This is a genomic window from Burkholderiales bacterium, from assembly GCA_035518095.1.
Classification (GTDB): Bacteria; Pseudomonadota; Gammaproteobacteria; order Burkholderiales; family JAHFRG01; genus JAHFRG01.
Window position 1 is genome coordinate 25,134 of the sequence record DATIXX010000056.1, and the last position, 24,787, is coordinate 49,920.

At 54.7% G+C, this 24,787-nt stretch carries 24 protein-coding genes; 4 read left to right on the forward strand and 20 right to left on the reverse strand.

The genetic code is table 11. The features are described from left to right. Nucleotides 1–23: 23 nt before the first annotated feature. Entirely contained in the window at nucleotides 24–2,273 is a 2,250-nt protein-coding gene (locus VLV32_09465) for an AsmA family protein (protein ID HUL42111.1), read from the forward strand. A 159-nt stretch (nucleotides 2,274–2,432) separates the two neighbouring features. Beyond that, nucleotides 2,433–3,476, forward strand: coding sequence for an A/G-specific adenine glycosylase (gene mutY, locus VLV32_09470; GenBank protein HUL42112.1), 1,044 nt, complete (start codon nucleotides 2,433–2,435; stop codon nucleotides 3,474–3,476). Between the two features lie 42 nt (nucleotides 3,477–3,518). Here mutY and VLV32_09475 read toward each other — a convergent pair whose 3' ends face one another. The 11 genes from VLV32_09475 to VLV32_09525 form a co-directional block, all read right to left on the reverse strand. After that, nucleotides 3,519–4,112, reverse strand: a complete 594-nt coding sequence (locus VLV32_09475) for an LON peptidase substrate-binding domain-containing protein (GenBank protein ID HUL42113.1) — start codon at nucleotides 4,110–4,112, stop codon at nucleotides 3,519–3,521. 13 nt (nucleotides 4,113–4,125) lie between these two features. Beyond that, a complete protein-coding gene (locus VLV32_09480; protein ID HUL42114.1) occupies nucleotides 4,126–4,740 on the reverse strand; it encodes a flavin prenyltransferase UbiX in 615 nt (204 codons plus the stop codon). A gap of 96 nt (nucleotides 4,741–4,836) precedes the next feature. Further along, a complete protein-coding gene (gene rapZ, locus VLV32_09485) occupies nucleotides 4,837–5,670 on the reverse strand; it encodes an RNase adapter RapZ (protein HUL42115.1) in 834 nt (277 codons plus the stop codon). 37 nt (nucleotides 5,671–5,707) lie between these two features. Further along, nucleotides 5,708–6,655, reverse strand: coding sequence for an HPr(Ser) kinase/phosphatase (gene hprK / locus VLV32_09490; protein ID HUL42116.1), 948 nt, complete (start codon nucleotides 6,653–6,655; stop codon nucleotides 5,708–5,710). Continuing rightward, on the reverse strand, nucleotides 6,618–7,109 hold the full coding sequence (locus tag VLV32_09495; protein ID HUL42117.1) for a PTS sugar transporter subunit IIA: 492 nt from the start codon (nucleotides 7,107–7,109) through the stop codon (nucleotides 6,618–6,620). Before VLV32_09495 ends, hprK begins: the two co-directional genes overlap by 38 nt. Nucleotides 7,110–7,516: 407 nt before the next feature. Continuing rightward, nucleotides 7,517–8,962, reverse strand: a complete 1,446-nt coding sequence (locus VLV32_09500) for an RNA polymerase factor sigma-54 (protein HUL42118.1) — start codon at nucleotides 8,960–8,962, stop codon at nucleotides 7,517–7,519. Between the two features lie 72 nt (nucleotides 8,963–9,034). Next, nucleotides 9,035–9,763 (reverse strand): LPS export ABC transporter ATP-binding protein, encoded by a 729-nt coding sequence (gene lptB, locus VLV32_09505; GenBank protein ID HUL42119.1) that lies wholly within the window; start codon nucleotides 9,761–9,763, stop codon nucleotides 9,035–9,037. Nucleotides 9,764–9,811: 48 nt separating this feature from the next. After that, entirely contained in the window at nucleotides 9,812–10,402 is a 591-nt protein-coding gene (lptA, locus tag VLV32_09510; protein ID HUL42120.1) for a lipopolysaccharide transport periplasmic protein LptA, read from the reverse strand. Continuing rightward, the gene (lptC, locus tag VLV32_09515; GenBank protein ID HUL42121.1) at nucleotides 10,386–10,958 is read right to left on the reverse strand and encodes an LPS export ABC transporter periplasmic protein LptC; all 573 of its coding nucleotides are present in this window, start codon (nucleotides 10,956–10,958) and stop codon (nucleotides 10,386–10,388) included. Before lptC ends, lptA begins: the two co-directional genes overlap by 17 nt. Continuing rightward, a complete protein-coding gene (locus VLV32_09520) occupies nucleotides 10,955–11,479 on the reverse strand; it encodes an HAD-IIIA family hydrolase (GenBank protein HUL42122.1) in 525 nt (174 codons plus the stop codon). Before VLV32_09520 ends, lptC begins: the two co-directional genes overlap by 4 nt. 30 nt (nucleotides 11,480–11,509) lie before the next feature. Next, nucleotides 11,510–12,499, reverse strand: a complete 990-nt coding sequence (locus tag VLV32_09525; protein ID HUL42123.1) for a KpsF/GutQ family sugar-phosphate isomerase — start codon at nucleotides 12,497–12,499, stop codon at nucleotides 11,510–11,512. Nucleotides 12,500–12,751: 252 nt separating this feature from the next. On the opposite strand from VLV32_09525, the gene VLV32_09530 reads away from it, so the two are divergent. Continuing rightward, nucleotides 12,752–14,713 (forward strand): monovalent cation:proton antiporter-2 (CPA2) family protein, encoded by a 1,962-nt coding sequence (locus tag VLV32_09530; protein ID HUL42124.1) that lies wholly within the window; start codon nucleotides 12,752–12,754, stop codon nucleotides 14,711–14,713. Between the two features lie 58 nt (nucleotides 14,714–14,771). Here VLV32_09530 and VLV32_09535 read toward each other — a convergent pair whose 3' ends face one another. The 3 genes from VLV32_09535 to VLV32_09545 all read right to left on the reverse strand — a co-directional run bounded on the left by VLV32_09535 (nucleotide 14,772) and on the right by VLV32_09545 (nucleotide 17,148). Then, nucleotides 14,772–15,467 carry a prepilin-type N-terminal cleavage/methylation domain-containing protein gene (locus tag VLV32_09535; GenBank protein HUL42125.1) on the reverse strand — a complete coding sequence of 232 codons (696 nt, stop codon included), beginning with the start codon at nucleotides 15,465–15,467 and terminating at the stop codon, nucleotides 14,772–14,774. A 200-nt stretch (nucleotides 15,468–15,667) separates the two neighbouring features. Then, complete coding sequence (locus VLV32_09540; protein ID HUL42126.1) at nucleotides 15,668–16,399, reverse strand: hypothetical protein; 732 nt, start codon at nucleotides 16,397–16,399, stop codon at nucleotides 15,668–15,670. Then, nucleotides 16,396–17,148, reverse strand: coding sequence for an ABC transporter permease (locus VLV32_09545; protein HUL42127.1), 753 nt, complete (start codon nucleotides 17,146–17,148; stop codon nucleotides 16,396–16,398). The genes VLV32_09540 and VLV32_09545 overlap by 4 nt, the downstream gene beginning before the upstream one ends. A 157-nt stretch (nucleotides 17,149–17,305) precedes the next feature. Here VLV32_09545 and VLV32_09550 point away from each other — a divergent pair, with 157 nt between their 5' ends. Then, a complete protein-coding gene (locus tag VLV32_09550) occupies nucleotides 17,306–18,985 on the forward strand; it encodes a hypothetical protein (GenBank protein ID HUL42128.1) in 1,680 nt (559 codons plus the stop codon). Nucleotides 18,986–18,994: 9 nt separating this feature from the next. Here VLV32_09550 and VLV32_09555 read toward each other — a convergent pair whose 3' ends face one another. Genes VLV32_09555 through VLV32_09580 form a run of 6 tightly spaced genes read right to left on the reverse strand, consistent with a single transcriptional unit; the run spans nucleotide 18,995 to nucleotide 24,775 of the window. After that, nucleotides 18,995–19,720, reverse strand: coding sequence for a prepilin-type cleavage/methylation domain-containing protein (locus VLV32_09555; protein HUL42129.1), 726 nt, complete (start codon nucleotides 19,718–19,720; stop codon nucleotides 18,995–18,997). Between the two features lie 37 nt (nucleotides 19,721–19,757). Next, entirely contained in the window at nucleotides 19,758–20,870 is a 1,113-nt protein-coding gene (locus VLV32_09560; GenBank protein ID HUL42130.1) for a hypothetical protein, read from the reverse strand. After that, a complete protein-coding gene (locus tag VLV32_09565) occupies nucleotides 20,818–21,420 on the reverse strand; it encodes a hypothetical protein (protein ID HUL42131.1) in 603 nt (200 codons plus the stop codon). Before VLV32_09565 ends, VLV32_09560 begins: the two co-directional genes overlap by 53 nt. Then, nucleotides 21,417–22,031 carry a hypothetical protein gene (locus VLV32_09570; GenBank protein ID HUL42132.1) on the reverse strand — a complete coding sequence of 205 codons (615 nt, stop codon included), beginning with the start codon at nucleotides 22,029–22,031 and terminating at the stop codon, nucleotides 21,417–21,419. The genes VLV32_09565 and VLV32_09570 overlap by 4 nt, the downstream gene beginning before the upstream one ends. Continuing rightward, complete coding sequence (locus VLV32_09575) at nucleotides 22,028–23,560, reverse strand: hypothetical protein (GenBank protein HUL42133.1); 1,533 nt, start codon at nucleotides 23,558–23,560, stop codon at nucleotides 22,028–22,030. The genes VLV32_09570 and VLV32_09575 overlap by 4 nt, the downstream gene beginning before the upstream one ends. 9 nt (nucleotides 23,561–23,569) lie before the next feature. After that, the gene (locus tag VLV32_09580; GenBank protein ID HUL42134.1) at nucleotides 23,570–24,775 is read right to left on the reverse strand and encodes a type II secretion system F family protein; all 1,206 of its coding nucleotides are present in this window, start codon (nucleotides 24,773–24,775) and stop codon (nucleotides 23,570–23,572) included. Nucleotides 24,776–24,787: the final 12 nt, after the last annotated feature.

Sequence of the window (24,787 nt, forward strand, 5' to 3'; positions counted from 1 at the left end):
ATTTAACCCTGTCCGCGTAGACCATGAACAAAGTTCTCAAAGAAATATTGCTCTCCATCGCCGCCCTCGTCGTTGTGCTGATAGGTGTTGCCGCCTATATCGCCCTAACTTTTGACCCCAATCAATACAAGCCGCAAATCGTGCAGCTGGTAAAAGACAAGACACAACGTACGCTGCAATTAGGCGACATCAAATTAAGTTTCTTCCCTAGCATTGGGGTCAAGCTGGGTGCCCTGTCTTTAAGCGAGTACAAGAGCGATAAGGAATCCATCGCAGTAGACACCGCACGCGTCTCGCTCAAGCTTCTTCCTCTTCTCAGCAGGCAGGTGGTGGTGGACGAAATCGCACTTCGAGGCGTGCGTGTGAACCTGATTCGCTTTAAGGATGGCGCGACAAATATGAGTGATCTACTGGGCGTGCCGGCGACCGGCGGTTCCCCAGGCGGACAAGCAGAACCCGGGAAACCCGAGCAGCTCAAGTTCGATATCGATCATGTCAGCGTGGAGAACACCACTGTTAACTACTTGGACGAAAAGACCGGGGCAAAATACGCTTTACACGGTCTCACTCTAACGACCGGAAGAATCGCCAACGGTGTACCGTTTAATGTTGAACTGGGTTTCAACGTGCAGGGTAATCGGCCGGCATTTGACTTGTCCACCCAGATCAAGACGCGGCTGACATTTAATCTCGATAATCAGCAGTATTTGCTGCAGAGTCTGAATTTGGCGGTCAGGGGTAAGGCCGCGGGGATCAGTGATGTCGCAATTAATGCTTCCGGGAACGTCAACGCCAAGCTACAAAGCAAGGAATTTGCCGCCGACAATTTCAAACTAGAGGCGACCGGCGTGCAACAAGCGAAGAATCTGAATGTCCGACTCGAGGCGCCCCGCCTGCGCCTGCTGAATGAGAAATTTTCCGGCGATAAGGTTACGCTCGTCGCAAAAATGACCGGCACCGATTCCAATGTGGTCGCGAGCTTGGCTATTCCCGGACCGGAAGGCACGCCGCGGGCGTTCAAGACGGGTACAGTTAATTTGCAATTGGATGCCAAACAGGGCGAGCGGACGATGAAGGCCAAGCTCACCACCCCTGTATCCGGCAATGTTCAGGCGCAGCAGTTCAACCTTCCCAACATTGCGGGCAGCTTCGTTCTTGTTGCGCCCGATCTGCCGGTCAAAAATTTAAGCGGTGGACTCAAAGGTTCTGCCGTAGCGGATCTGGAAAAACAAAATGTCCAAGTCAATCTTTCCGGAAAAGTAGCGGACAGCGCCCTCAAGGCCAAGCTCGGTGTCGTGGGATTTTCCAAACCGGCGATCAGCTTTGACCTGGATATCGATAAGCTGGATGTGGATCGCTATATGCCGCCGAAACAGGCTACACAGCAGGCGGAAGCCAAGCCGGCCGAAACGAAACAGCAGGAAAAACCGCTCGATTTCTCCGCGCTGAGAAAATTTAACGCCAATGGCAGCCTGCGAATAGGCGACTTAAAGGTAGCCAACGTCAAGGCAGAAAAAGTCCGGGCAGATCTCAAAGCCGTTGACGGCAAGCTTGAAATTAATCCGCTCTCCGCCAATCTCTACCAGGGATCGGCTGACGGCAACGTTGGAATTAACGCGCGGACTACGCCCGCGGTATTAGTCCGGCAAAATCTCAAAGGCATTAACGTGGGCCGGTTACTCAAGGATGCAACCGGTTATGACATGCTCGAAGGCAAGGGAAGCGCGTCGCTTGATGTCAGCACCCGGGGCGACACGGTGGAGGCCATGAAAAGGGCACTGGACGGCAAGGCGGCGCTCAATCTCACTGACGGTGCTGTGAAAGGCATCAACATCGGCGAGACGATACGCGTCTTCAAGGCCAAACTGGGCGTGCTCAAGGGTCAGCAAACGCAGGTTGCGGACAAAACACAAAAGACTGATTTCACCGAGCTGAAAGCAAGCTTTATTATCAAGCGGGGCGTGGCGCATAATGACGACTTGTTAATGAAATCCCCACTATTGCGTCTGACGGGAGCCGGCGATATCAATATCGGCACAGACAGCCTAAACTACTTGGCCAAGGTGTCCGTGGTGGCGAGCGGCAAAGGTCAGGGCGGGGCGGAACTCGCTTCACTCAAGGGGGTGACCATTCCGGTGCGTATTTCAGGGCCGTTGAAATCCCCGCAATACAGTCTTGATTTTGCCGGAGCGGTTACTGCAGTTGTGAAACGGAAAGCCGAGCAGGCGGTTAAGAAAAATCTTGAGAACGAACTTAAGGGTCTTTTTAAATAACAAGCGCCTGGAAGCCAAGATGACGCCGCCCCATAGAGCCGCATCTCATTAACTGGATCCCAGGATCTGATGGTTTCAAATCGCTACAAGCGCGGAAATCGTGTTCATTTGATGTTATCGTGTTCCTTATCATCAGTTCTGCTGCAATTGATTTAATCGGTGTCTAACTTCGCGCTTCGCATAATTACCTGGCAAAAACGCCACGGCCGCCATAATTTGCCCTGGCAAGACACCCGCGATCCCTATCGCATATGGCTTTCCGAAATCATGTTGCAACAGACCCAGGTCGCAACCGTCAGTTCATACTACTTGCGATTTGTTGCCCGTTTCCCCGACATAAAATGCTTGGCGCGCGCTCGTCTCGACGACGTTCTCGCTGTGTGGAGCGGTTTGGGCTATTACGCCCGCGCCGTAAACTTGCACCGCGCCGCGCGCATCATCATGGAAAAACACCACGGCCGCTTCCCGCGCAATTACGACAGTATTTTGGAGCTGCCCGGTGTCGGCCGCTCTACCGCTGCAGCGATCGGCGTTTTCGCCTATAAGCAAAGGCGTGCCATACTTGATGGCAACGTGAAAAGAGTCCTGGCACGTTGCTTCGGCGTCGTCGGTTACCCGGGCGAAAATAGCGTGCAAGAGAGACTGTGGCGCAAGACTGAAGCGCTACTCCCGACCAAAGCTATCCGGACTTACACACAGGGGTTGATGGATTTGGGCGCCGGCGTTTGCTTGAGACGCAATCCGCGGTGTCACGCGTGCCCGTTGAACTGCGACTGCGTCGCATTTAAAGCCAACAAGACAAACGCATTGCCAACGCCCAAACCCGCGACGGCGCTGCCGCGCAGGCAAACGGTGATGCTGATCATGTTGCATAACGGCGAGGTGTTGCTGCAAAAACGGCCGCCCGCGGGAGTCTGGGCAAGCATGTGGAGCTTTCCGGAAATTGCGGCCGAAGAGGAAGTTCGCGCCGCCTGCGTGGCGCGATTCGCGGCGCGTGTGAAACGCCAGAAGTGGTTGCCGGTGCTTAAGCACGGCTTCAGCCATTTTGAGCTTGATATCCGGCCGGTGCTGCTGCAGGTCGACGGCGTGAGAGTGCAAGCGGCGGAACCGGGACAGCTGTGGCTCAGTCTCGAAGACGCCCAGCGCGCAGCGGTTCCGGCGCCGGTGCGGAAACTTTTGTTGCAAGCCGCCGCGCATGCTTAAGGAGCAACAAAGCGTCAAGAGAATGAAACGCCCAGGAAGACGCTAATCCAGCAATCCTTGCTGCGCCAGGAACCCGCGGATGAACCGCATGCGGGTAATCGGGTCATCGATTTCGAGAATTTCTTGTTTTTCGCTGAGTTTAAGCGGCAGCAGTTCGGCGAGCCGGTAGCCCACCCAGGACGGTTCATCCAGTTTAAGTGGCAATCGGAAATGCCCGGTACCCATTTTTTCGATAACACGCTTTAGCACGTTTGCGCACTCGCGCAGTTCGGGGAAAAGGGGTATTTGTTTATCCCTGGGAAGCATCTGTACGTCGGCACTGATAAGGCAGCTTTTTACGACCTGCCAGTTGATGATGCGGAAACGCTGCACGCCTTCCGTCCTGACGCGCAGCACGCCGAGCTGCTCCATATCCCATTCGATAATAGACGCAGTGCAGCCGGTGGCCTCAGGTACAGCCGGCGCGCCGACTTCGTTTCCTTCCTTGATCAAGCATACTCCGAAAGGCCGATTGTCCCGCAAACAGATGGCCGTCATGTCGAGATAGCGCTGCTCGAATATTTTGAGCGGGAGTACTCCGCCCGGGAATAGCACCGTACCTAGCGGAAAAATCGACAAGGTTTCCCGCGTCACCATACAAACGGTGCTGTCAGTCGCCGGCGCCCCACCGCGGCACTAAATTCTGGGCGATGCCGAGGTGATCCAGTATTCTCGCAACCACGAAGTCAACAAGGTCTTGAACGCCTGCCGGACGGTGGTAAAAGCCGGGATTCGCGGGCAGAATTACGGCCCCGCTGCGCGCGAGCTTCAACATGTTCTCGAGATGCACGCCGGAAAGAGGGGTCTCGCGCGGCACCAATATCAGCGTATGGCGTTCTTTAAGCATGACGTCCGCCGCACGTTGTATCAGGTTTTCGCTCAGACCCGCGGCGACCGCTGCGAGCGTCCCCATGCTGCACGGGCAGATTACCATGGCGGTACCGGGATTGGAGCCGGATGCGATCGGCGCAAACCACTCCTCGCGCCCCAACACCTGCAGCTGTCCGGGGCTGGCGCGATACTTATCGCGCAAGAAAGTCTCGGCCTCTTTGGATTTGGAGGGCAATGCCAGGCTCATCTCCTGCTGTGCCACGATTTGTGCCGCCTGAGAGTACAGCAGGTAAATATTCGCGCCGCTTTGTAGCAGGCACTCCAGAAGGCGCAATCCATACGGCATGCCGGAAGCGCCGGTGAACGCCAGAGTAACGGTTTTAGCAGGATTCATTACAGCCATGGCGGAGCGTTCACTCCCGTATTGTAGAACAGCGTGGGGCACCGTTAAAAACTGCCACGCGAATCAGGAAGGTATATTCCCTAATTGTCAGAGCTCCCGGTGCCTGACCAGCACTTGATTTTTCGGGCGGAAATGCTCGGCAAGCGTTTCCGCGAAATACACTGAACGATGGCGCCCACCGGTACAACCGAAGGCAATGGTTAGGTGATCGCGGTTGTCGCGCGCGTAGCACGGCAGCCAGTTTTCTATGAACAGCCTGATGTCGGCGAGCAGGCCGCGCACATCTTTGTTGTTCTGCAAATACTCGATTACCGCCGCGTCATTGCCTGTCAGCTCGCGCAACGCGGGGTCGTAATGCGGATTGGGCAGACAGCGCACATCAAACACCATATCCGCATCCAGCGGGATCCCGTTTTTGAAGCCGAACGACTGGAACAGCAATGTCAAGCTCGAACGATTTATATTGATCAAATCCTTGATCCAACCGCGCAACGCGTTGGGGTTGAGATCGCTGGTGTCAATGTGTTGTGCCAAATCCCCGATGTCGGCGAGCTTTTCGCGCTCCAGTTGGATTGATTCCGAAAGCGTGTGCGTATCGTCGTTTAACGGATGGCGCCGGCGAGTTTCGGAAAATCGCTTCATCAAAGTTTCGTTTTTCGCTTCGAGAAATAACAAGCGCACGTCAATGCCTTGACGTTTCAGCTCCGCGACATGCCGGGGTAGCTGATTAAGGGTTGCGCCGCTACGGACGTCGATGCTTGCAGCAACCCTCGAGTAGCCTGCTTCCTGCAGGAAATGCGTGACATCGGGTAACAGCTTCGCCGGGAGATTGTCGACGCAGTAAAATCCGCTATCTTCGAGAACGTTGAGGGCGATGCTTTTTCCTGAACCGGAGAGGCCGCTGATCAGAATAAGCTGCATATTGTCTGGCGACCGGGCGTCGAGATCAAAACCCCAATCATTGCTTGCCGTCCGGCGGCTTGTCCATCATTTGTTCGTGGCGCTGGATGAATTCCTTGGTGCTGTCTATACCCCGCAGCTGCAAGATATAGTTACGTACCGCGGCTTCTACCAGCACCGCCAGGTTACGGCCTTCCGCCACAGGAATGGTCACCTTGCGAATTTTTACGCCCAGCACGTTCTCGGAACTGGCACCGAGCGGCAACCGTTCCAGTCCAGGAATATGGGATCCCTTTGGTCGTTCTAGATGTGTGATAAGTTTCAGGTTCATTTTCGGACGCACCGCGGTTTCACCGAAAATGGTCCGGATGTTCAACACGCCAAGCCCGCGCACTTCAAGATAATCTTTAAGGAGTGGCGGGCAACGGCCTTCAAGCGTTTCCGGTGCTATGTGGTAAAGCTCCACGCTGTCATCCGCAACCAAGCCGTGCCCGCGGCTGATGAGTTCCAGCGCGAGCTCGCTTTTTCCAACGCCGCTTTCTCCGGTCAGCAACACGCCCATACCCAACACGTCGAGAAACACGCCGTGGAGATTGGTAGATTCCGCCAGTTCTTTGGAGAGATATACCCGCAGAACGTTCATCAATTGCAGGCTGGACTGGGCGGAACGAATGAGTGGTATTCGTTTCTCTTCAGCAAGCGCTTGCACGGTGGGCGGCACTGCGGCATTGCCGGCGATAATGAAGCAAAACGGCGGGTTGGCGGACAGGCTTTCTAAAGCTCGGTCCAAGGAAGGCGGATCAAGCTTGCTCAGATATTGGAGTTCAGCACTGTCCAGTACCTGCACCCAGTTGGGATGGATGAAATTGAGATGGCCGACCACTCCTTTGGACGAGCGGCTAATGTCGTCGCTGCTCAGGCTCCGGTTTTTATCCCCGGCGATCCAGGAAAGCAGCAACCTGTCGCAGTTATCCTGAAACAGCTGAGCCGCGCTCACTTGGGGCATGGGTTTGCCATTCGCTCAAAAGCTGATAGGCCTGCGAGGCATCTTGGCATGCGAGCAAGGCTTCGCGCAGATTCCTGTCACAGAAAATTTGAGACAACTCGCTCAAGATTTGTAGGTGCAGTTCCGAGGCGCGTTCCGGCACCAGCAGTACAAAAATCAGGTTAACCGGAATGGCGTCCGGGGCATCGAATGGTATTGAGGTTTTCATTCTAATCAGCGCGCCGACCGCTTCTTTGAGCGATTTGATTCTGCCGTGGGGAATGGCAACGCCTTGTCCCAAACCGGTCGAACCTAGTTTCTCGCGCGCAAACAAGCTGTCGAACACTTGTCCTCGCGCAATTCCCTGATTGTTTTCGAACAGCAGTCCCGCTTGTTCGAATACGCGCTTTTTACTTCCCGCGTCCAGGTCGAGAATGACATTCGAGGGTGGGAGCACTTTCCCTATCAAATTCATGCTTTGCGCTTTCGCAGTTTCGTAAATTGGCCGGCCATGCGGCGCAGAAACAGTGCGTGCGTCAAGTTCCAAACAACCACGGGTGCTCGTCAGCACCATCGCAGCAGTTGACGGAACCTTCTTTGTCGTGTTTAAGTATTTGCCGGTGGAATTCGCCCGCCGGCGTTTTAATCGCCAAGTACACGTCGCACTCGTAACACTACGTGATCCTTGCTGCCCGGGTACACGTTGCGCTCCCCGTTCCGCTTCCATATTTGCACATACAGAATTCCGCCCAAGTCAATCACGTGTTCAAAAAAGGAAGGGAGCCGGCTAACGTGCACCCGATGCCGTCGCAGATTGCTGGGGCGACCTGTAAGCTATCGCCACCGAGATGCAGATTCATCGTATCTTATTATAGGAATTAATCAAAGAGATTTACGCATGCTGACGGGGGGTATTTGCAAAGCCTCGCGATACTTGGCGATAGTACGGCGTGCGACAACGATTCCCTGCTGCCCGAGTATTTCGGAAATCTGGCTGTCGGAAAGCGGTTTTTTCGGATTTTCTGCAGCTACCAGCTGCTTGATTAGCGCACGGATCGCGGTTGCGGAACACGCGCCCCCTGTTTCAGTTGTGACGTGACTTCCAAAGAAATATTTCAGCTCGTAAGTGCCGCGTGGCGTGAGCATATATTTTTGCGTGGTGACCCGGGATACGGTTGACTCATGCAAATCCAATGCTTCGGCGATCTCGCGTAGTACTAGAGGGCGCATCGCAACTTCGCCGTGCTCGAAGAAATGGCGCTGGCGGTCAACGATTGCCTGCGATACTCGCAATATAGTGTCGAAGCGCTGTTGCACGTTTTTGATCAACCACTTCGCTTCCTGGAGTTGACTGGTGAGCTTCTGGTAACTTGCGTCGCGATTGCGGTGCAGGATATCCGCGTACATTCGGTTTACCCGCAACTTTGGCATGGCCTCAACGTTCAGACTCGCCACCCATACGTTTTTGGTTTTCTTGACCAGGACATCCGGTACGATATAACGGGTCTCTAACGCGGCGAAATCGGCGCCCGGGCGGGGATTGAGACTGGTGATAAGGTGTTGCGCCTGCCGCAAAGCGATATCGTCGCAATGCAGTATTTTTTTCAGTTTGCCGAAATCGCGCGCAGCAAGCACATCCAGATGTTGGGTAACGATTATGAGGGCTTCTGTCCGGAACGGAGTATCTGCAGGCAGAGCTTCCAGTTGCAGCGCGAGGCATTCACCGAGGTTACGCGCACCCACACCCGTGGGTTCGAGTTTTTGCAGCTGCTGCAACGCGGTCTGAAGTTCTTCCGGGCTTACGCTCAGTTCTTCGGGCAGCATCGAAACGAGTTCTTCAAGCGGTTGCGTCAGGAAGCCGTCCTCGTCGAGCGCATCGATCAAAAGCGACACTAATTTCTTCTCGCGGTTGGCAAGTTTGGTGAGATTGAGTTGCCAATTGAGATGTTCGCGCAAGGTGGGCGCAACTGCCGCGATCTGCGGGTATTCACTTTCCTCCGTCTCGTCACGCGAGCTGTAGGAACCGGCATCTTCAAGCCAAGGTCCGTCCGCCATGTCGACGTCGGGTTCCCTTTCGGAAGCGGCGTCTCCGGGCGGCTCGCCTGCAGTCGCTCCGTCATGCGAAACGGCATTGGCACCGCCTGGCAACGACGGTGCTGTTTCGTCATTGACCTCGTCATCGCGCTCGAGCAGGGGATTTTCCTGGAGAAAACGTTCCAGCTCCTGGTTGAGTTCCAACGTCGAGAGTTGCAGAAGACGTATGGACTGTTGCAGTTGCGGCGTGAGCGTCAGATGCTGCGACAGCTTGAGCTGTAGGGTATGCTTCATTCTCTCGGGGTTTCGGGATTTTTATTGCGGATAACAGCTCTTTAAAGCCGCCACCATAGCGCAATCGTTTGTTTACAGCCTGAAATGTTCGCCCAAGTACACTTTTCTCACGCTCTCATTATAAACGATTTCATCAGGTTTGCCGTAAGCGAGTACTGAGCCTTCGTTGATAATGTAGGCGCGGTCGCAGATTCCTAGCGTCTCTCGAACATTATGGTCCGTGATCAGCACGCCGATTCCTTTTTCTTTGAGAAAGCTAATAATTATCTGAATATCGAGCACTGCGATGGGATCGATTCCCGCAAAAGGCTCGTCGAGTAGGATAAAACGCGGTTGCGAGGCTAACGCGCGGGCAATTTCCACACGCCGTCGCTCGCCGCCCGAAAGGGAGAGCGCCGGATTATTGCGAAGATGGCCGATGTGCAGGTCGTGCAGCAGATCGTCTAGGCGGTTCTCGATTTCGTCAGGCTGGAAATTCTGCAGTTCCAGGACCGCCTGTACATTTTCGGCGACGGTCATCCTGCGGAAGATCGAAGCTTCTTGCGGCAAATAGCTTAAACCCAATCGAGCGCGACGATGGATCGGCATGTGACTTAAATTGAGTTCGTCCAGCGTGATGCGGCCACCGTCGAGCGGAACGAGACCGACCATCATGTAAAAGCACGTAGTCTTCCCCGCGCCGTTGGGACCTAGCAAACCGATGACCTCGCCGTTGCGAACCTCGAGTGAAACGTCGCGTACCACGGCGCGGGATCTATAGCTTTTTTTAAGCCCTTGTGCCTTAAGTTCACTCATATCCATTCGCTAATAGCCCTTGGAACGCCGGTTCGCGTTCGCTTCTTTTAACTTTTACTCCTTGGGCGGATAGGAAAGATTGGAAGACGGTTTCAGCGTCTGCGGGAAGGCCGGGGCGGCCGGATTAGGCTCTTTTTCCCTGGGCTGTATTACGGCGTGCACCCGGCCGGCGTCGGCAGGCTGCGTGCCGCTCAATGCCTGGTAAAATTCCGTGACCGCATTGTATGAAATATAATTACCGCGTAGTTCATCCTGACCGCGTTTAATGTAGGCGTGGTCGAATAGTTCCAGATTCTCCGTTTTGCCGTCGTACTCGATGCGTTGCGCCTCGCCTTCGATATACTCGTCACGGCCCTCCATTTTTTGACGGAACGTCGCCGGATTGCCATAGGCAGTGCCCGAATTGAAGCCGTTGGCGTCCTGGCGCAAGATCATTTTGTTCGCGTGCACGACAATCGTGCCTTGTGTCACGACCACGTTGCCTTCAAACACGCTTACCTTTTTAATGTCGTCCACATTGACTTTATCCGCTTCCACATTAACCGGTTTATCACGGTCCGCCCGCTCGGCCAGCGCGGGCGAGCAAATAAATAACGCGCAAAGACCCGCGAGCATGAGAATGCCCGCATTACCTGGGGTTGTCATAATGACCTTTGACATTGGATAGCAATTTTAGCACCCGCGTGTCGGTATTCAATTCTAAGCCAACGGCGGTGACGATGCTATGCGGCTCAATTAGCGTTACAGGCTTGTCGGTCTTCGCCAGGTCCTGGTCCGGTATGACATGGAGAAAACTGGTGAAGGCCTTGAGTTCAGGATCGCTTTTCCATGCCTTTCGCACCACCTCCACGTCCCCCGTGAAGTAAGCATCCTCGCCGCCACTTGTAAGCAGAGCTTGATTGGCGCTGATGTCAATTTCGGGTTTGCCTCCTTCGACATGCCGGAACACGGGGTCTTCGAGATGGGTGGTGTCGTCGTCCGGGTAGTGCACCATTTTTTTTGCAGTGAGGATGTAGCGTGGTGTTCCATCCTTGCTCATGCGGGTGGCGGTAAAGTTTTCCACGATGTAATCCGGGTCGTGGCGGCTGCTGCCGTCGCGCTTGGGCGCCAGGGGTTGTACTTTGCTGTCAAGCCACCAGGTCAATGCCGCGAGTAGCAGCAACATCAGCAGCGGCACCCAAGTAAGCAGGCGGCTGTTCATTTCAGATATCGAGATAATTGCGCCTGAAAGGTTCCCTGTGCCTGCATGATGAGTTCGCAGATTTCGCGTACCGCTCCGCAACCGCCCGGCTGTTGCGTGATGTAATGTGCCTGCTGTTTTACCAGCGCCGGTGCCGCCGGCACGCATATGGCGAGCCCGCAGCGACGCATCACCGGCAGGTCCATCACATCGTCACCGACGTACGCCGTTGCGTCCGCATGAAGTCTCAATTTTTTGAGTAGTGAGGAATAGATCTCAAGCTTGTCTTCCACACCCTGGTAGAGCAAACCAATGCCGAGATTCTGCGCACGCATTTCCACGCTGCGGGAGGTTCTGCCAGAGAGCAAAACCAGCTCCACGCCACTTTGCTTTAGCATGCGCATGCCGTGACCATCGAGCGTATTGAAAGATTTGTACTCATCACCGCGATCCGAGATAAAAAGTTTGCCGTCGGTCAGCACGCCGTCAACGTCAAAAATCGCGAGCCGGATACGCTTGGCTTTTTCAAACGCGTCCTCCATATCAGGAAACCGCTGATTGCGAACAGCTCGTCAAATGACTTTGGCCCGGAAAAGGTCATGCATATTGAGCGCGCCGGTCAACTGCTGTTTGGCGTCCACCACCAAAAGCTGATTAATCTTGTGCTCCTCCATCATTTGCACGGCTTCCACAGCGAGACTGTCCGCATCGACTGTACGCGGTTCGCGTGTCATGACTTGCGCCACTTTGGCTTCACGCATATCCACAATTTTTTCCAGAGCTCGGCGCAAATCCCCGTCGGTAAAAATACCCACTACTTCTTGCCGCGAATTGACAATAACAGTCATGCCCATTCCTTTTTTTGAGATTTCCAGAATTGCTTCCGAAAGCGATGCGCTTTCAGGCACGACCGGTAGCGCCGGTCCGGTGCGCATTACATCGCGAACGTGGGTGAGCAGTTTTCTGCCAAGAGATCCCCCGGGATGCGAGCGCGCAAAATCCTCAGCGCCGAATCCCCGTGCATCGAGCAGCGCCACGGCTAACGCGTCGCCCAGAGCCAATGCCGCAGTGGTGCTCGCGGTCGGCGCGAGCCCCAGCGGGCAGGCTTCCTCGGCGACGGCGGCATCAAGGTGTACATCTGCTTCGAGTGCCAGCGTCGACTTGGAGTTGCCTGTAACCGAAATGAGTTTTGCACCCCGGCGCTTGATGAGTGGCACAATGGTGAGCAGCTCGCCGCTTTCTCCGGAGTTGGAAAACGCGAGCATCACATCGTCTTGTGTAATCATCCCTAGGTCGCCGTGACTCGCGTCCGCGGGATGCACAAAAAAAGCGGGCGTTCCTGTGCTTGCCAGGGTAGACGCAATTTTGCTCGCGACGTGCCCTGATTTGCCAATCCCGCTGACGACGATACGTCCACGACAATGCAGCATAAGCTCAACCGCGCGAGCAAAGTTGTGATCCAGCCTTTCGATTAAAGCAGTAATGCCACGCGCCTCGATTTCCAGCACTTGCCGCCCCAGGTTGAGCGCGTGCGGCAGTATTGAAGCGGTGGGATTTTTCATGGTGCCCATCGTAACCAGTATAGCAGAACGCGCTGCGGACTCGGGCTCGCGCAGCTCGGAGCAGCAAGGGCGCAAACTGTCGTTAGAAACATTGTTAAGCGGCGCGCTCATACTGCCGCCTCCAGATGCCATGTTTTTTTCGTGCCGAATAGCAGCAACCATACTCGAATAAAAGCGGCCCGACATGTTACCGCCACTTGCATTTCGTGCCCATTGCGGCATCATTGGTTCGATCAAAATTAAAAGTTTTCGATGCACACAACGCTGCAACTTGTCCTGATATTGCTGGCCGCGGCGGTCCTGGTGGTGGTGCTGTTCCGTCATCTTAAGCTGCCCGCCTTGCTGGGTTATCTACTGGTGGGCATTGTCATCGGACCACACGCGTTGTCCTGGATACCTGAAGCGCGAGAGACGCGTTACCTTGCAGAATTCGGCGTGGTGTTCCTGATGTTCAGCGTCGGCCTGGAATTCAGCCTGCCAAAGCTCCTTACTGTGCGCCGCACTGTGTTTGGTCTGGGCGCGGCGCAAGTTGGATGCAGTATGTTGATAGTTATGCTCGGTAGCCTCGCTGTCGGTCTGAACTGGCAAGCCGGTCTGGCGCTTGGCGGGGCGCTTGCGATGTCGTCTACGGCGATTGTCAGCAAAATGCTGGCAGACCGTCTCGAACTCGCGACGCAACACGGTAGGCAAATCGTCGGCGTGCTGCTGTTTCAGGATTTGGCAGTTGTTCCGCTTCTTATCATCGTGCCGGCGTTGGCGGAAGGAAGCCGCGTGACCGTTGCACTGGGTTTTGCCGCAGTGAAGGCCCTGGTCGTACTGATAGTGATTCTCTTTGTTGGGCAGCGGTTGATGCGTGCGTGGTTTCACCTGGTGGCACGGCAAAAATCATCCGAGCTGTTTGTTCTCAACGTGCTGCTGATTACCCTGGGCTTGGCTTTTTTTACCGAAAAAGCGGGTCTGTCGCTGGCATTGGGTGCCTTTCTAGCGGGCATGCTGATTTCCGAAACCGAGTACCGTTATCAAGTTGATGCGGACATTAGGCCGTTTCGCGATGTGCTGTTGGGTCTGTTTTTCGTCACTATCGGCATGCTGCTGGATGTAAGGATCGTGCTGCAGAACTGGGTTGCTGTGAGCAGCGTACTGGTCCTGGTCCTGTTACTAAAAGCCCTTCTAGTCGCAGGCCTGAGCCGCGCATTTGGCAGCCCCCCCGGGGTTGCCCTACGCACCGCATTGTGCCTGGCGCAAGCGGGTGAGTTCGGTTTCGTGTTGCTCTGGCAGGCGGCAGGCGTGCAGCTGCTCTCGCCTGCGGTTCTGCAGGTGGTTCTTGCCGCTATGCTGCTTTCCATGCTTGCAGCACCGTTCATCATCGAGAAAAGCGAACACTTGGTGTTGCATTTCAGCGGCGCGGAATGGATGAATCGCGCCATGCAACTGCACAACATTGCGGTGCAGACCATGGCGCAGGAGCAGCACGTCATCATCTGCGGCTACGGGCGTAGCGGACAAAATTTGGCGCGCTTCCTGGAGCAGGAAAATATCCGGTTTGTCGCCCTGGATCTAGACCCGCAAAGGGTAAAGGAAGCTTCGGCGGCGGGCGAGCAGGTAGTCTATGGCGACGCCGGCCGGCATGAGGTGCTGGTTGCTGCCGGATTAATGCGCGCCAAAGCGCTGGTCGTGGCGGAATCCAACGTGCAGTTGGCCTTAAAAATCCTAAGCCACGTTCAGAAGGTGCGACCGTATTTGCCGGTGCTGGTGCGCACTGTGGATGATTCCGATTTGGACCGGCTCAAACAGGCGGGCGCCACCGAAGTTGTGGCTGAAATCATGGAAGGAAGCCTAATGCTCGCATCGCACGCACTGATGTTGCTGGGCGTACCGCTAAACCGCGTACTGAAGCGCATAAGAGAAACCCGCGAGCGGCGTTACGAACTGTTTCACGGATTTTACCATGGCATCACTGACGCGACTGAGCCTGGTAAGCAGCAGCCGCGATTGCAATCGTTGGTAATCAGTTCCGGTGCGGCGGCAGTGGGCAAAACCCTCGGGGAAATCAATCTAGCAAGGCATTCCGTTGAAGTCACGGCTGTTAGAAAGGGAAATATCCGCGGTCTAGCGCCCTCATCGGAGACGCGCATCGAAGCCGGTGACGTGATGGTATTGCTGGGGACCGAAGATAACCTTGCTGCCGCCGAGATGACCTTGCTGCAGGGCTGAATTTTGCGCAAATAAAAAGCCCGCTGGCCGCGGGCTTTTTTTGGTTTTTCAGTTCGTGCTAGAACAGGCTCGCGGCGCCGCAGTTGGTCTGCCCGCTGGTGGTGAGCCAGACGCCGTTCGTCAGATCGGCACAGGTTGCAGCAGTCGGTGCGGTTCCGGCTCCAAGGTAGGTGGTGAAGCGGAATGTGCCGCGCCCCGGATTGGCGTCGTCAATCTTACGGTCTACTTCGGTCAAGATTTCCACCGGCACCTGATTGCCTGTCTTCAGATTATGACGGGCGGACGCTGCCGGGTCGCCGACTTCAATGCTGTAATTATTGTCGTAGATGATTTGCAGGTACGCGTTGTAGGGGTTGTTCGGCGTATTGGCCTGGGCGACGGCATCGGTCGCGGTCGCCATATTGAAACTTCCGGTCAGGAAACCCGCGTGCGACATATGCACCCAGGCTATGGTCTGTTCGTTGGCGCCGGCGGTATTGAGTATTTGTCCGTCGCCGTTGCCGCCCAAGGTCGCCGCGACGTTGGGGATATTGGCAGCCGCCAGCGCGCCAGGGTAATCGCCTGGGAGGGCGCGGTAGCGGTCCTGGAAACCGAAGAAAGCGGCCTTGATTCCATCTTGCTGGGAAATGAGGTTTCTCACCCGGGCGCTGGTGATAAGCTCCTGGCCTTTTAGCACACCGCCCAAAAGCAGGCCGATAATGACCAGCACAATGGCCATCTCAATCAGGGTAAAACCGGCTTCTCTACGTAACATGGTTAGATCCTTTTAATCGAACTAATAATCTCTTAACCGCAAAATTTATGCCTGCGCGATTAATTGCGCCAAGCTTGTGTGAAGTCTAGCCGCAAAGCCAATGTTGGCGCGGTTTTTCGCACTATATATCAAATCTGATGCAATTTTTTCAATATCGCAGAAATACATCGCGACTCCAAAACATAATCCAGATGAAATCGTCAATTCTTCGGCACCGCTGACGATTTTTCCTCATTTTCAAGCTGTTGCAACCGTTCCGTTAACAAATGTATTTCGTGGGGATCGGTGACTATGCCGCTCACCAGCAGCCCGCCTAAAAGAATCTTTGCGCTTTGCAATTCGCCCATGTCCTCGAGGATGAAGATCGGCATCTGGGTCGCCCAGTGCGGAACATCCGGACCTGTGGCGTATTTCCTGATAGCTTGCGCATAGCGCAGCGCAAGCGGCAGATCTTTCAAACGGTGCTTCGCCATGATCGCCGCATGCGCGAGCCATGGCCAGCGTCGGTCAGGGTCCTTGAAAAACTCTTGGTAAACGAATTCAAACATTTTGCGTTGTTTCGCGGTATCCGACACTTGGCCGTAAATATGGGAGGCCATCAACAGCGGATACTGCCCAACGGGGTCAAGCTCGAGTATTCTGGAAAGCCAAGCTTGGACGCGATCATAATCGAGATCCCGAAACGGAATGCTGATGCCGGGTTGATTATCGAAAGCCTGCAGGTACAGCGTCATTAGCTGCGAAAAAGCGATAGGTTCGCCCAGACTAAGCGCCAAAAGTGTTTTGCCTTCTGGAGGAAAAGCCAGCGCCTCCGCGTTCGCAGTCGGACGCGGCTGGTGATATTGCCAAGCGAGCTGCAAAGCTAAACCCGCGATTAAAACCAGCGTAATGGATCTAGGCACCGCCTTTAACGTACGTTGTTGCAGGCTCATAATTCCTTGCGGTAAAAATCGAATAATGCGGCGCCAATCAACAAGCCGATATAAATCACGCTCTGTATCCCGATGGTTAGAAACATCCGCCACTCAGCGTGATTAACAAGCCAAGCAGTCTGGGTAAATACGTTCAAGCTTGGCAGAAAGAGCCACAAACTGTTGACCAAGAACACCATCACCTGCTGCGACAGGCTGCCTTGATCAAGCAGCGCAGAACCGCTTATTAATCGAATCGCTGCGATGGAGCGCGCGAGAACGTAGAACGCGAGTACAAAGCTTGTGGCAGGCATAATCTGGGTAAAGGTAATGGTGCAAAATAAACTCAAAGCGGAAACGATGCACAATTCTAGGGCCAGCGATGCGCCCCACAGTGATACGGCTGGCAGCGGCGCGAGAAAAGAAATTGGCAGACAAATGAGCGCGGCCATCAGGAACGCGATCAGAGCGAAACCCAAAAGCTTACCCCCCGCGTATGCGGCGCGCGGCAAATCCAGGGAAAGCAGAAGCTCAAGTCCTTTGTCGTTAAATTCGCGTACCATGCTGCTGCTGATGTAGAGCGCGAGGATAAAAACCGCGGCAAGCCTCATGCTGGCGGCGAGAAAGGCGGTTTGTTGCCGGGCGGTTTCGGTAATAGCAACTTGCTTGACAAACAAGCTTCCCAGAACGGCCAGCAGTATGGTTGCCAGCACCAGCCACGGCAGGCGCGTCCGCAGCGCCTCAAGCAGCGTGAAGCGAGAAATCGTCAAAACTTGGTTGCGCCTAGATCTCATTTGGTGGCATAAAACCGGGCAGTGAAGTATAAACCCGAATCGAGAAGAGGAATTTGTAAATTGTCCAAGTGCAAGCTACCCTAACAATTTTCATGCCGGCCCATGTGCTATGCCGCCTAGTGCAATAGTAAGCTTGAACCAGAACTTTATTGCTTCTCGTCAGCAATGGTTTCTTGGCCTGATGCTGTTGGCGCTGCACGCGGTTCTGTTCTTGGGGATTGACAGCTGGCTTGCACGTTGCTTCGTATTGACGCATTTCGGATTTTTTCTGCTGTGGCAGCCGGTATGGGGAGGAGAACGCAATCTGGATGTCCGGCACGCCGTGCTGGTAATAGGCATTGGGCTCTTGTTTACAGTTTGGAACAGTTGGTGGTTGATCGCGGTATGGATCTCGGTCCTGTTTGCGTTGATTGGTGGAAATGTGCCCAGCAAGCGTCAGCGCGGACAGCGCGCGATATTACTACTGGCGGCGACCTATCTGCTCGCCGTGCTTCTAATGTGGGTTGTGCCTCATCTTTTTGCGGATTTTCGCCTTCCCGACATCATGGCGCTGGTGGCTCGCTACGCACTGCTGCTACCGATCGTTGCAATATTTTTTATCAAGGCAGAAAGCGAACCCGAGACGGGCCAGCGCGTGGTAGATCTGTTTTACAGCCTCTTGCTTTTCCTGCTTACCGCCGCGCTGGTGCTCGGCGCGTTTGTGGTTCGGCAAATGAACCAAGGCGGCTATGTTCTAGCTCTAGCAAAAACACTGGCATTAATAGCGATTCTGTTGTTCGCGCTAAGCTGGCTATGGGACCCGCGTTCCGGCTTTGACGGGGTCGGTCAGCTGGTGTCGCGCTATCTGCTCTCGGTCGGCCTGCCGTTCGAACGCTGGATGCACAGCCTTGCCAACCTGGCCGACCGCGAGGCCAACCCTGAAAAATTCCTGATCATGGCGGTACACGAGGTAGCGGCGCTTCCCTGGGTCGCGGGAGTGAGTTGGCGGGTAGCCGGCGGCGAACGGAAACAAGGCGGTGTCTCGAAGTTTCCCGCAGAATTTTCATTCGACGATCTCAGCATAATTTTGTACAGCAAATGGGAGTTGACCCCGGCATTGCTGCTCCATGTTAAGTTACTCATACGTTTGCTGGCGGATTTTTACAGCGCCAAGCAACGCGAAAAGCAGGAACGGCACAACGCTTATACCCAGGCGGTGTATGAAACAGGCGCCCGATTGACCCATGATGTGAAAAATCTCCTGCAGTCGCTAAAATCGCTTTGCGTCGCCGCAGAAACCAGTAATGAAAATGACGCCGAAGCGCTACGCGCCATGATTCAGCGCCAATTGCCGCAAATCGCGCAGCGTTTGCAATGGACAATGGACAAATTGCAAGCGCCGCAACAGACGGAGACGCGGGAAGTTCCGGCGCACGTTTGGTGGGGCAACCTCAAGCAGCGTTACATCAGCGAAGCGGTTGAGTTTAGGCAACCGGACATTACCGTTGGCACGCTACTCCCAGCGGAGCTGTTCGACAGCATCGCGGATAATTTGCTGCAAAATGCTTTGCAGAAAAGAAAGCTCGAGCCCGGCTTGCGCATCAGCGTAGGTTTCTCATGCGCGTTGAAGCCCAGGCTCAGTATTTGCGATGACGGCGTACCGCTTAACGAAACGGTTGCTAAGCAGCTATTCAGTGGGCCTGTTCCGTCGCAGACAGGATTGGGGATTGGGCTGTACCAAGCTTGGCGCCAGGCCGAGGAACAGGGTTACCGATTGCGACTTGCAAGCAATCAGATCGGAAAAGTCTGCTTTGAGCTGGCACCCGCCAAATGAGCATTTGGATCATGGCAACTTGCCTGCGGCCACCATGCGGTTGAACATCACGCTGCTGGAAAGCCAAACGACGATATCGTCGAATTCGCCGGCGGGCGAATCCTTAGCGGTTTGCGCACGGCTCACAAAGGTGGAATCCCCGTTGGTATTTTCAAGTTCGTCCAAACTGGCTGGCGCAGGATTCTGTGCGTTGGTCGAGCTGTTGATCGCACCCCAGCCGTTTTTACCGTAGGAAAGAATCACCGCCGGGACGTTGACTGCGATGGCCGTGGCCGGGGTGCAGGCCGCCGCCGCACAGATAGTCAATGTTCCCACCGACGCCAAACTCATGGTCGCTGCCGGCGAACGATTTGAAAAAGCCGCACTCACAGCATAGTGAATGCGATTGCCCCAGCTGTCGGTGGGGGCTACAGCCAACGTGACCCATGGAATATTGCCCTCTTGCGCGTTGCACGCTCCCGTCCCAGCATTGAAATCTTCTAGTCCGTCATTGGCGCCCGCACCACTGGTTACGTCAGGACAGGGCAGGTGTGGAGGCGTCTGGCTTGCCGCATAGCCGATGAGCGCCTCTTTAATTTCATCCAACTTCTTTTGCGTGTCGCTGATATTGCGTTGATCAACCTGCGTCGCCAGGGGTACCAACAGACTGCTCAAAATGAGCGCAAGAATAAACAATACAATCCCGAGTTCAATTAGGGTAAAACCACCCGCATGCCCCGCTAAGACCTGTTGCATGATTGTCGGCGTTCCGGAAGCGCCCAGCCCGCGCATTTTATGGAGTAACAGCAAAACTTCTCCCGAAAATGGTCAGAGTAGCTGACGCGGGATTGTTAAGGGTGTAGGTGACGTAGCTTTCCCAATTGGGAAACCAGGCAGGCAGGCCGGCGAGCGCACCGCCACAGTCCGGAATGGTGTCTTGCGAGGGAATGTACCCAGTAACCGATCCGCTGACGCATTCACCATCCGGATTTGGTGCGGCAAAAGGGTAGGACAGTGTTGATGAATAATATTGGTTAAGCGCCTTCTTAAGCTCGCCCGCAACGCGCGTGGCAATTGCAATCCGGTATTGGTCGCGGGTGACGAATAGCAGCTGGTCGTCAAACTGATTGGATCCGGCCGGAACTTTTGCGGTGTCTGCGGCGCTTACAAACCCGAGCGTGACATCCCAATTGCTGTATGTTGTCCCGCCGATCGTGAAATTATCCAGAAAATTGCTTGCAGCCGGCGCCGGCCCCGAGCGATCCTGCCCGGGTTCGATTGCGCCCGGCGACAGCACAACGAAAGCAACCAGGTTACTCAATACGGCGCCATTTGCATCGCGAACGGTGAGCCAACCCGTGGTCGTAGCATCGCTTAAGTTCGCTGCAATATTCGGCAACGGATCTGTAAAGCCCCGGACAAGATTTCCGGATACTGCATACCACAAATTTTCTCCGGTACCATCGACGTTGTCCAAATTAATTGTCGCCTGAGGATTCTGACAGGGGCTCTTTTCCCCTATATATGGAAGCTCGCCGAGCAACAACGCCGGGTTACCTGAGGTAGGCGGGCAGTCACTATAGCCATTGTAATCACCATCCGCATTGCGATCGGGATAAGGTAGCAAACCGGGATCGTCGGGATGGCTGATTGCCCAACCGATCAACGCATCCTTTGCCTGTGCCAACGCGCGCGCGGTTTTGTTATCGTTTTGAATCGCGAGAGCGGTCGGACTTGAAAAATCAACAATGAGCCCGACGACCACCGCGACGATCAATACCAAAAGGACAAACAAGGCCTGACCGCTCTCCCGCCGGATGCGAATCGAACCGGGCGCTTGCGAGAGTGAGTCATCAGTACTGATTTTGGAGGGGTTTCTGTGTCGATGGATTTGTGGATTGCTCATCGGGCTGTGGAGATGGTTCCGAGCCGTTCGCTTCCTGAGAGGAAATACCGGGGTCTGGTTTTTCAGGGGAGCGCGGCGGGTTCGCTAAGACTTTCTGCTGTTCATTCTGCGCCGATGGCGCTGTTTTTTTACGGACTACAGGGGGTGGAGGAGGTATTTGATAGCTTTCTTGAATATGCCCGTTCGTCGCATCGAGATTTTGACCGACTTTCACATCTACGTTACGCGTAGATTGCGGTAACCGCAACGTGACGCTGGCATTATCCGCACTGCGGCCGATGATTTTTATTCCATTAGCTGTATGTTTTTGGCTGACCGGTTGATTATTGATCCAGATTGTCGATTCGCCGTCGCTGCGCTTGATCACGCCGTTGACACTGATGTTCTCTGGAGTCGCTGGTGCCTCGGGCTCGACGTTGATTTGGATTTTCTGTCGTCTGGCATTATCAAGTGTGGCGCGTTGCTCAGGCGTATAGAACAAACGCCCCAAAGGCTCTGCCGCGGAGCCGCAAAGCGGCAGCATCAATAAAATAAGCGCCGCCCATCTCATTGTTTACTCCCCGTTGAATCAGCAGGCCGCAGGGTAATCCAGGTAAGATCGCATTCGGCCTGCAAATTGGGCTGCAATCGGATTGCGGTCATATTGTTGTCCAGTCGCTCAATCTTACATTGGTCGAGATGGAACAGACCGACGTTTTTTGTCGCGAGGATATTGAAAAAGCGCATCAAATCTCCCTCATGCAACAAGCGAAAATTAAGCTTCATCAGCGACTGCTGTAATGTAAGATTGCCGGGATTGTACGCGGCGGCGAGAGTGTATGGGTGCTGCGCACCGATCTGATACGCGACCCCGTACAGTTCCGCTTGCTGGTTGGCAATGCGCAATCCGTCGAGCCAGTTGATGCGCGCCTCAGTGCCGATGAAGCCTTGTTTCTCCAACCGCAGATAGTCGGGCAAATAATGATTGATCAGTTCCTTCTCATCTCCTGATTTCTGGTAACGGACGCGCGCTTCGCCCAGCTGATATTGCTGTTGTTGCAGTTGCTGGAGCGCGAGCTCGGCCATATGCTTGGTGTAATAGACCAGTGCAGCGCCCGCGACCAACACAACAAGCAGTACCGTAAGCGGGATGCGCAGCGCGCGCAGGTCCGACGATTTCATGATTCCTGCCTCAAGGATAACTCGACTTTGAAAGGCGCCGTCGAAGATTGCTCCCGGCTGTCGGTGGTGTTGCCGCTCAAGCTGGTTCCCGGATTAATGTTGAGTGGTAGTTGTATCACGTTTACTTGCGCGACATTCTTGTCTTGTCTAAGTTTTTCTGCGAAGCGGTTGATTCTGGCCATCGCAGCGCGGTAATCGCCGTTGAAGGGCCTGATTTCCGCCTCAATAAGGCCGCTTTGCGTATTTGCGGCGATCCCTTGCGCCGGCGCCGAATCTTCCACCTTCCCCTCTTTGCCGTATTTCCAGACAATGCTTTTCAGCATCACATCGGGACTTGAGTCAAGCGCGTGGCTGATCACTCCAAACATGAGTTCGGGTGTGCGACCTTCTTTCTTGATTTTTTCAGCGGTCTCGACGGCGTTTCTTAGGTTTTCTGCTGAAGTCGGAGCAGCCGGAAATTGCTTTGTCACTTCCAGATATTGCGCTTGCTGCTGCTCGGTTTGCTGCGCCGTTATCATGGCTTGCTTCCGGGAATCGTATTGCTGATAGAGATTATTCCCGCACCACAAGACCGCCACAAAAGCCGCTAAGGCACTGGCCGCGTATATATTGCGGCGCGCTTGGTAGAGCCAGAAAAGATGAGTTTTTTCGGCGGGCGCAAGGTTTATAGGTTTCAGCTCGCCGACCATCTGCAAGTACACCACGTCGGGAGAGACTTGCAGCAGCTCCGGCGCTAAGCCCATTTTGACTACAATCTCGTCGCGTCCAAAATGCTGGTAAATAATATTCGATTGCAATTTAGCCAGCTCTTTTCCGAGACCGACGAGCGTTGCACGCTGATCCAGGATGACGACCAGGAGGGGCTCATCCAGGGGCAGTATTTTGACTGCAGCAAGGTACAGGCGCGTGTTGCTGATTTCCTCGGCGTAATCGGCCACGCCTGATTCATCCGGAATATTTTCCAGCTGTGTAAGGCGGCTGATGCGCAATTTCTGGTCCTGGAAAAAAGTCTGCCGGAGCCCGGCGCCGTTTTGCGTCACCAGAAGCAAGCTGTTGATGTTGCCGAGCCCGAATTTCTTGAGGAGACTCTTACTGGCCATCGGCAGCAGGTACACGCCTGCCAACGGTGCACGCTGCGCTTCAATGACATTGAGCCAGCCGGCAATCAGATCCGGATTAGTCAAAGCCGCGAACAGATAGCGATCGTCGCGCCGCTTGTCAGTCTCGCGACCTTGCGGCCAGGCTCTGCAATAAGGGTTGTTGCGGTACAGTTGTCTGAGCTTGCGGGAAACCAATTCCCTGCGGTCGCGGCCCATGCTGTGAGGCAGGCTTTCGAAGCGGTAATCCTCTTCGACAACGTCTACCAAGATGTGCACCAATATTCCCGAACTACCCTGCAGGAAGGCGCTAAACGCAGACCAGCCGCTCTGATCGTTGGGGAATACTCGGACTACCGTTAGCTTGCCGGCGTGCCAGCGGCCGACAGTGGCCGAGGTAGCGGAAACACACAATAAGAGTTTGTCGGCCATAAGGCTTGATTAATATTTAAGCTTACCGAGAATATCGTACACCGGAAGCAAGGTTGCGACCATGATGGAAAGCAAAACCCCTGCCAGGATGACTGTGGTCAACGGTCCCAGCAGCTTTAAACCCTTGTCTACCGCTTCCCTGACGTCGCGATTGTAAAAATAACTAATATTGAGCAGGGCTGTATCCAGGGCGCCCGTGGTTTCGCCGACGCGCAGCATGCGCAGCACCAGCGGCGGAAACACGCCCAGATTGCGAAACGCTTCAGTGAGGCTTTCGCCTGACCCGATTTGTTGCCCGGCGCGCTGCAGGCTGCTTACCATCACTCGGTTAGCGACGATTTCCTCGCTGGTCTTGATAGCATCCAGAATGGTAATCCCGGACTCATACATCAATGCGAAAAAATTGGCAAAACGCGCCAAGATAATTTTTTGCAGGATCTCACCGGTAATCGGAATGTGCAGTTTCAAGTAATCCCAGGAATAGCGGGCTTTCTCGCTTTGCCGCACCGCAACGAAAAAGATCACGGCAATCACGATCGGCACTACCACCAGCAACGGCCAATAATGAACTATCGAGTCGGACAGGAAGATCAACACGCGTGTTTGCAGCGGTAACGGCAGGCCCATGCTTTTCAACAACGATACCACTTGCGGCACCAGGCTCACCAACAACACGATCACCACCCCGATGATGATCACTAGGACTAAGATGGGATACAGCATCAAGCGCTGCGCCTGGCCCGTCAGTTCATCTTGCCATTTCAGAGTCGTTGCAAGGTTTTCGAACACTTCTGTGAGCTTGCCGGCCTGCTCGCCCGCTTTCACCAAGCTCACGAACACATGATTGAACACCGCGGAATGCGTCGCCAGCGCCTGTGAAAGCAGTTTGCCGCCTTCCATATCCTCAAGCAATGAAGTGAGCACTTCCTTGAAGCGCGGATTTTCGATGCTGTCGCGCAGGTCGCGCAAGCCCTCCATCAGCGGAATTCCGGCGCGCGAGATTTGCTCCATGTCGAGGCAGAATGTGATGAGGTCACGGCGGGTGATGCTGCCGCGCGCCAGCGCAGACGAACTCTTGTTGATTTGGCGGAAGGTGATGAGGTCGAGCCCCATGTGCTTTAGCCGCAGCTCGAGGTCGACCTCGTTTATCGCATTGAGGTCACCGCGTGCGGGCTTGCCGTCCTTGTCTACCGCTTTGTACTGAAAAGTGGACATGTGGTTTGCGCT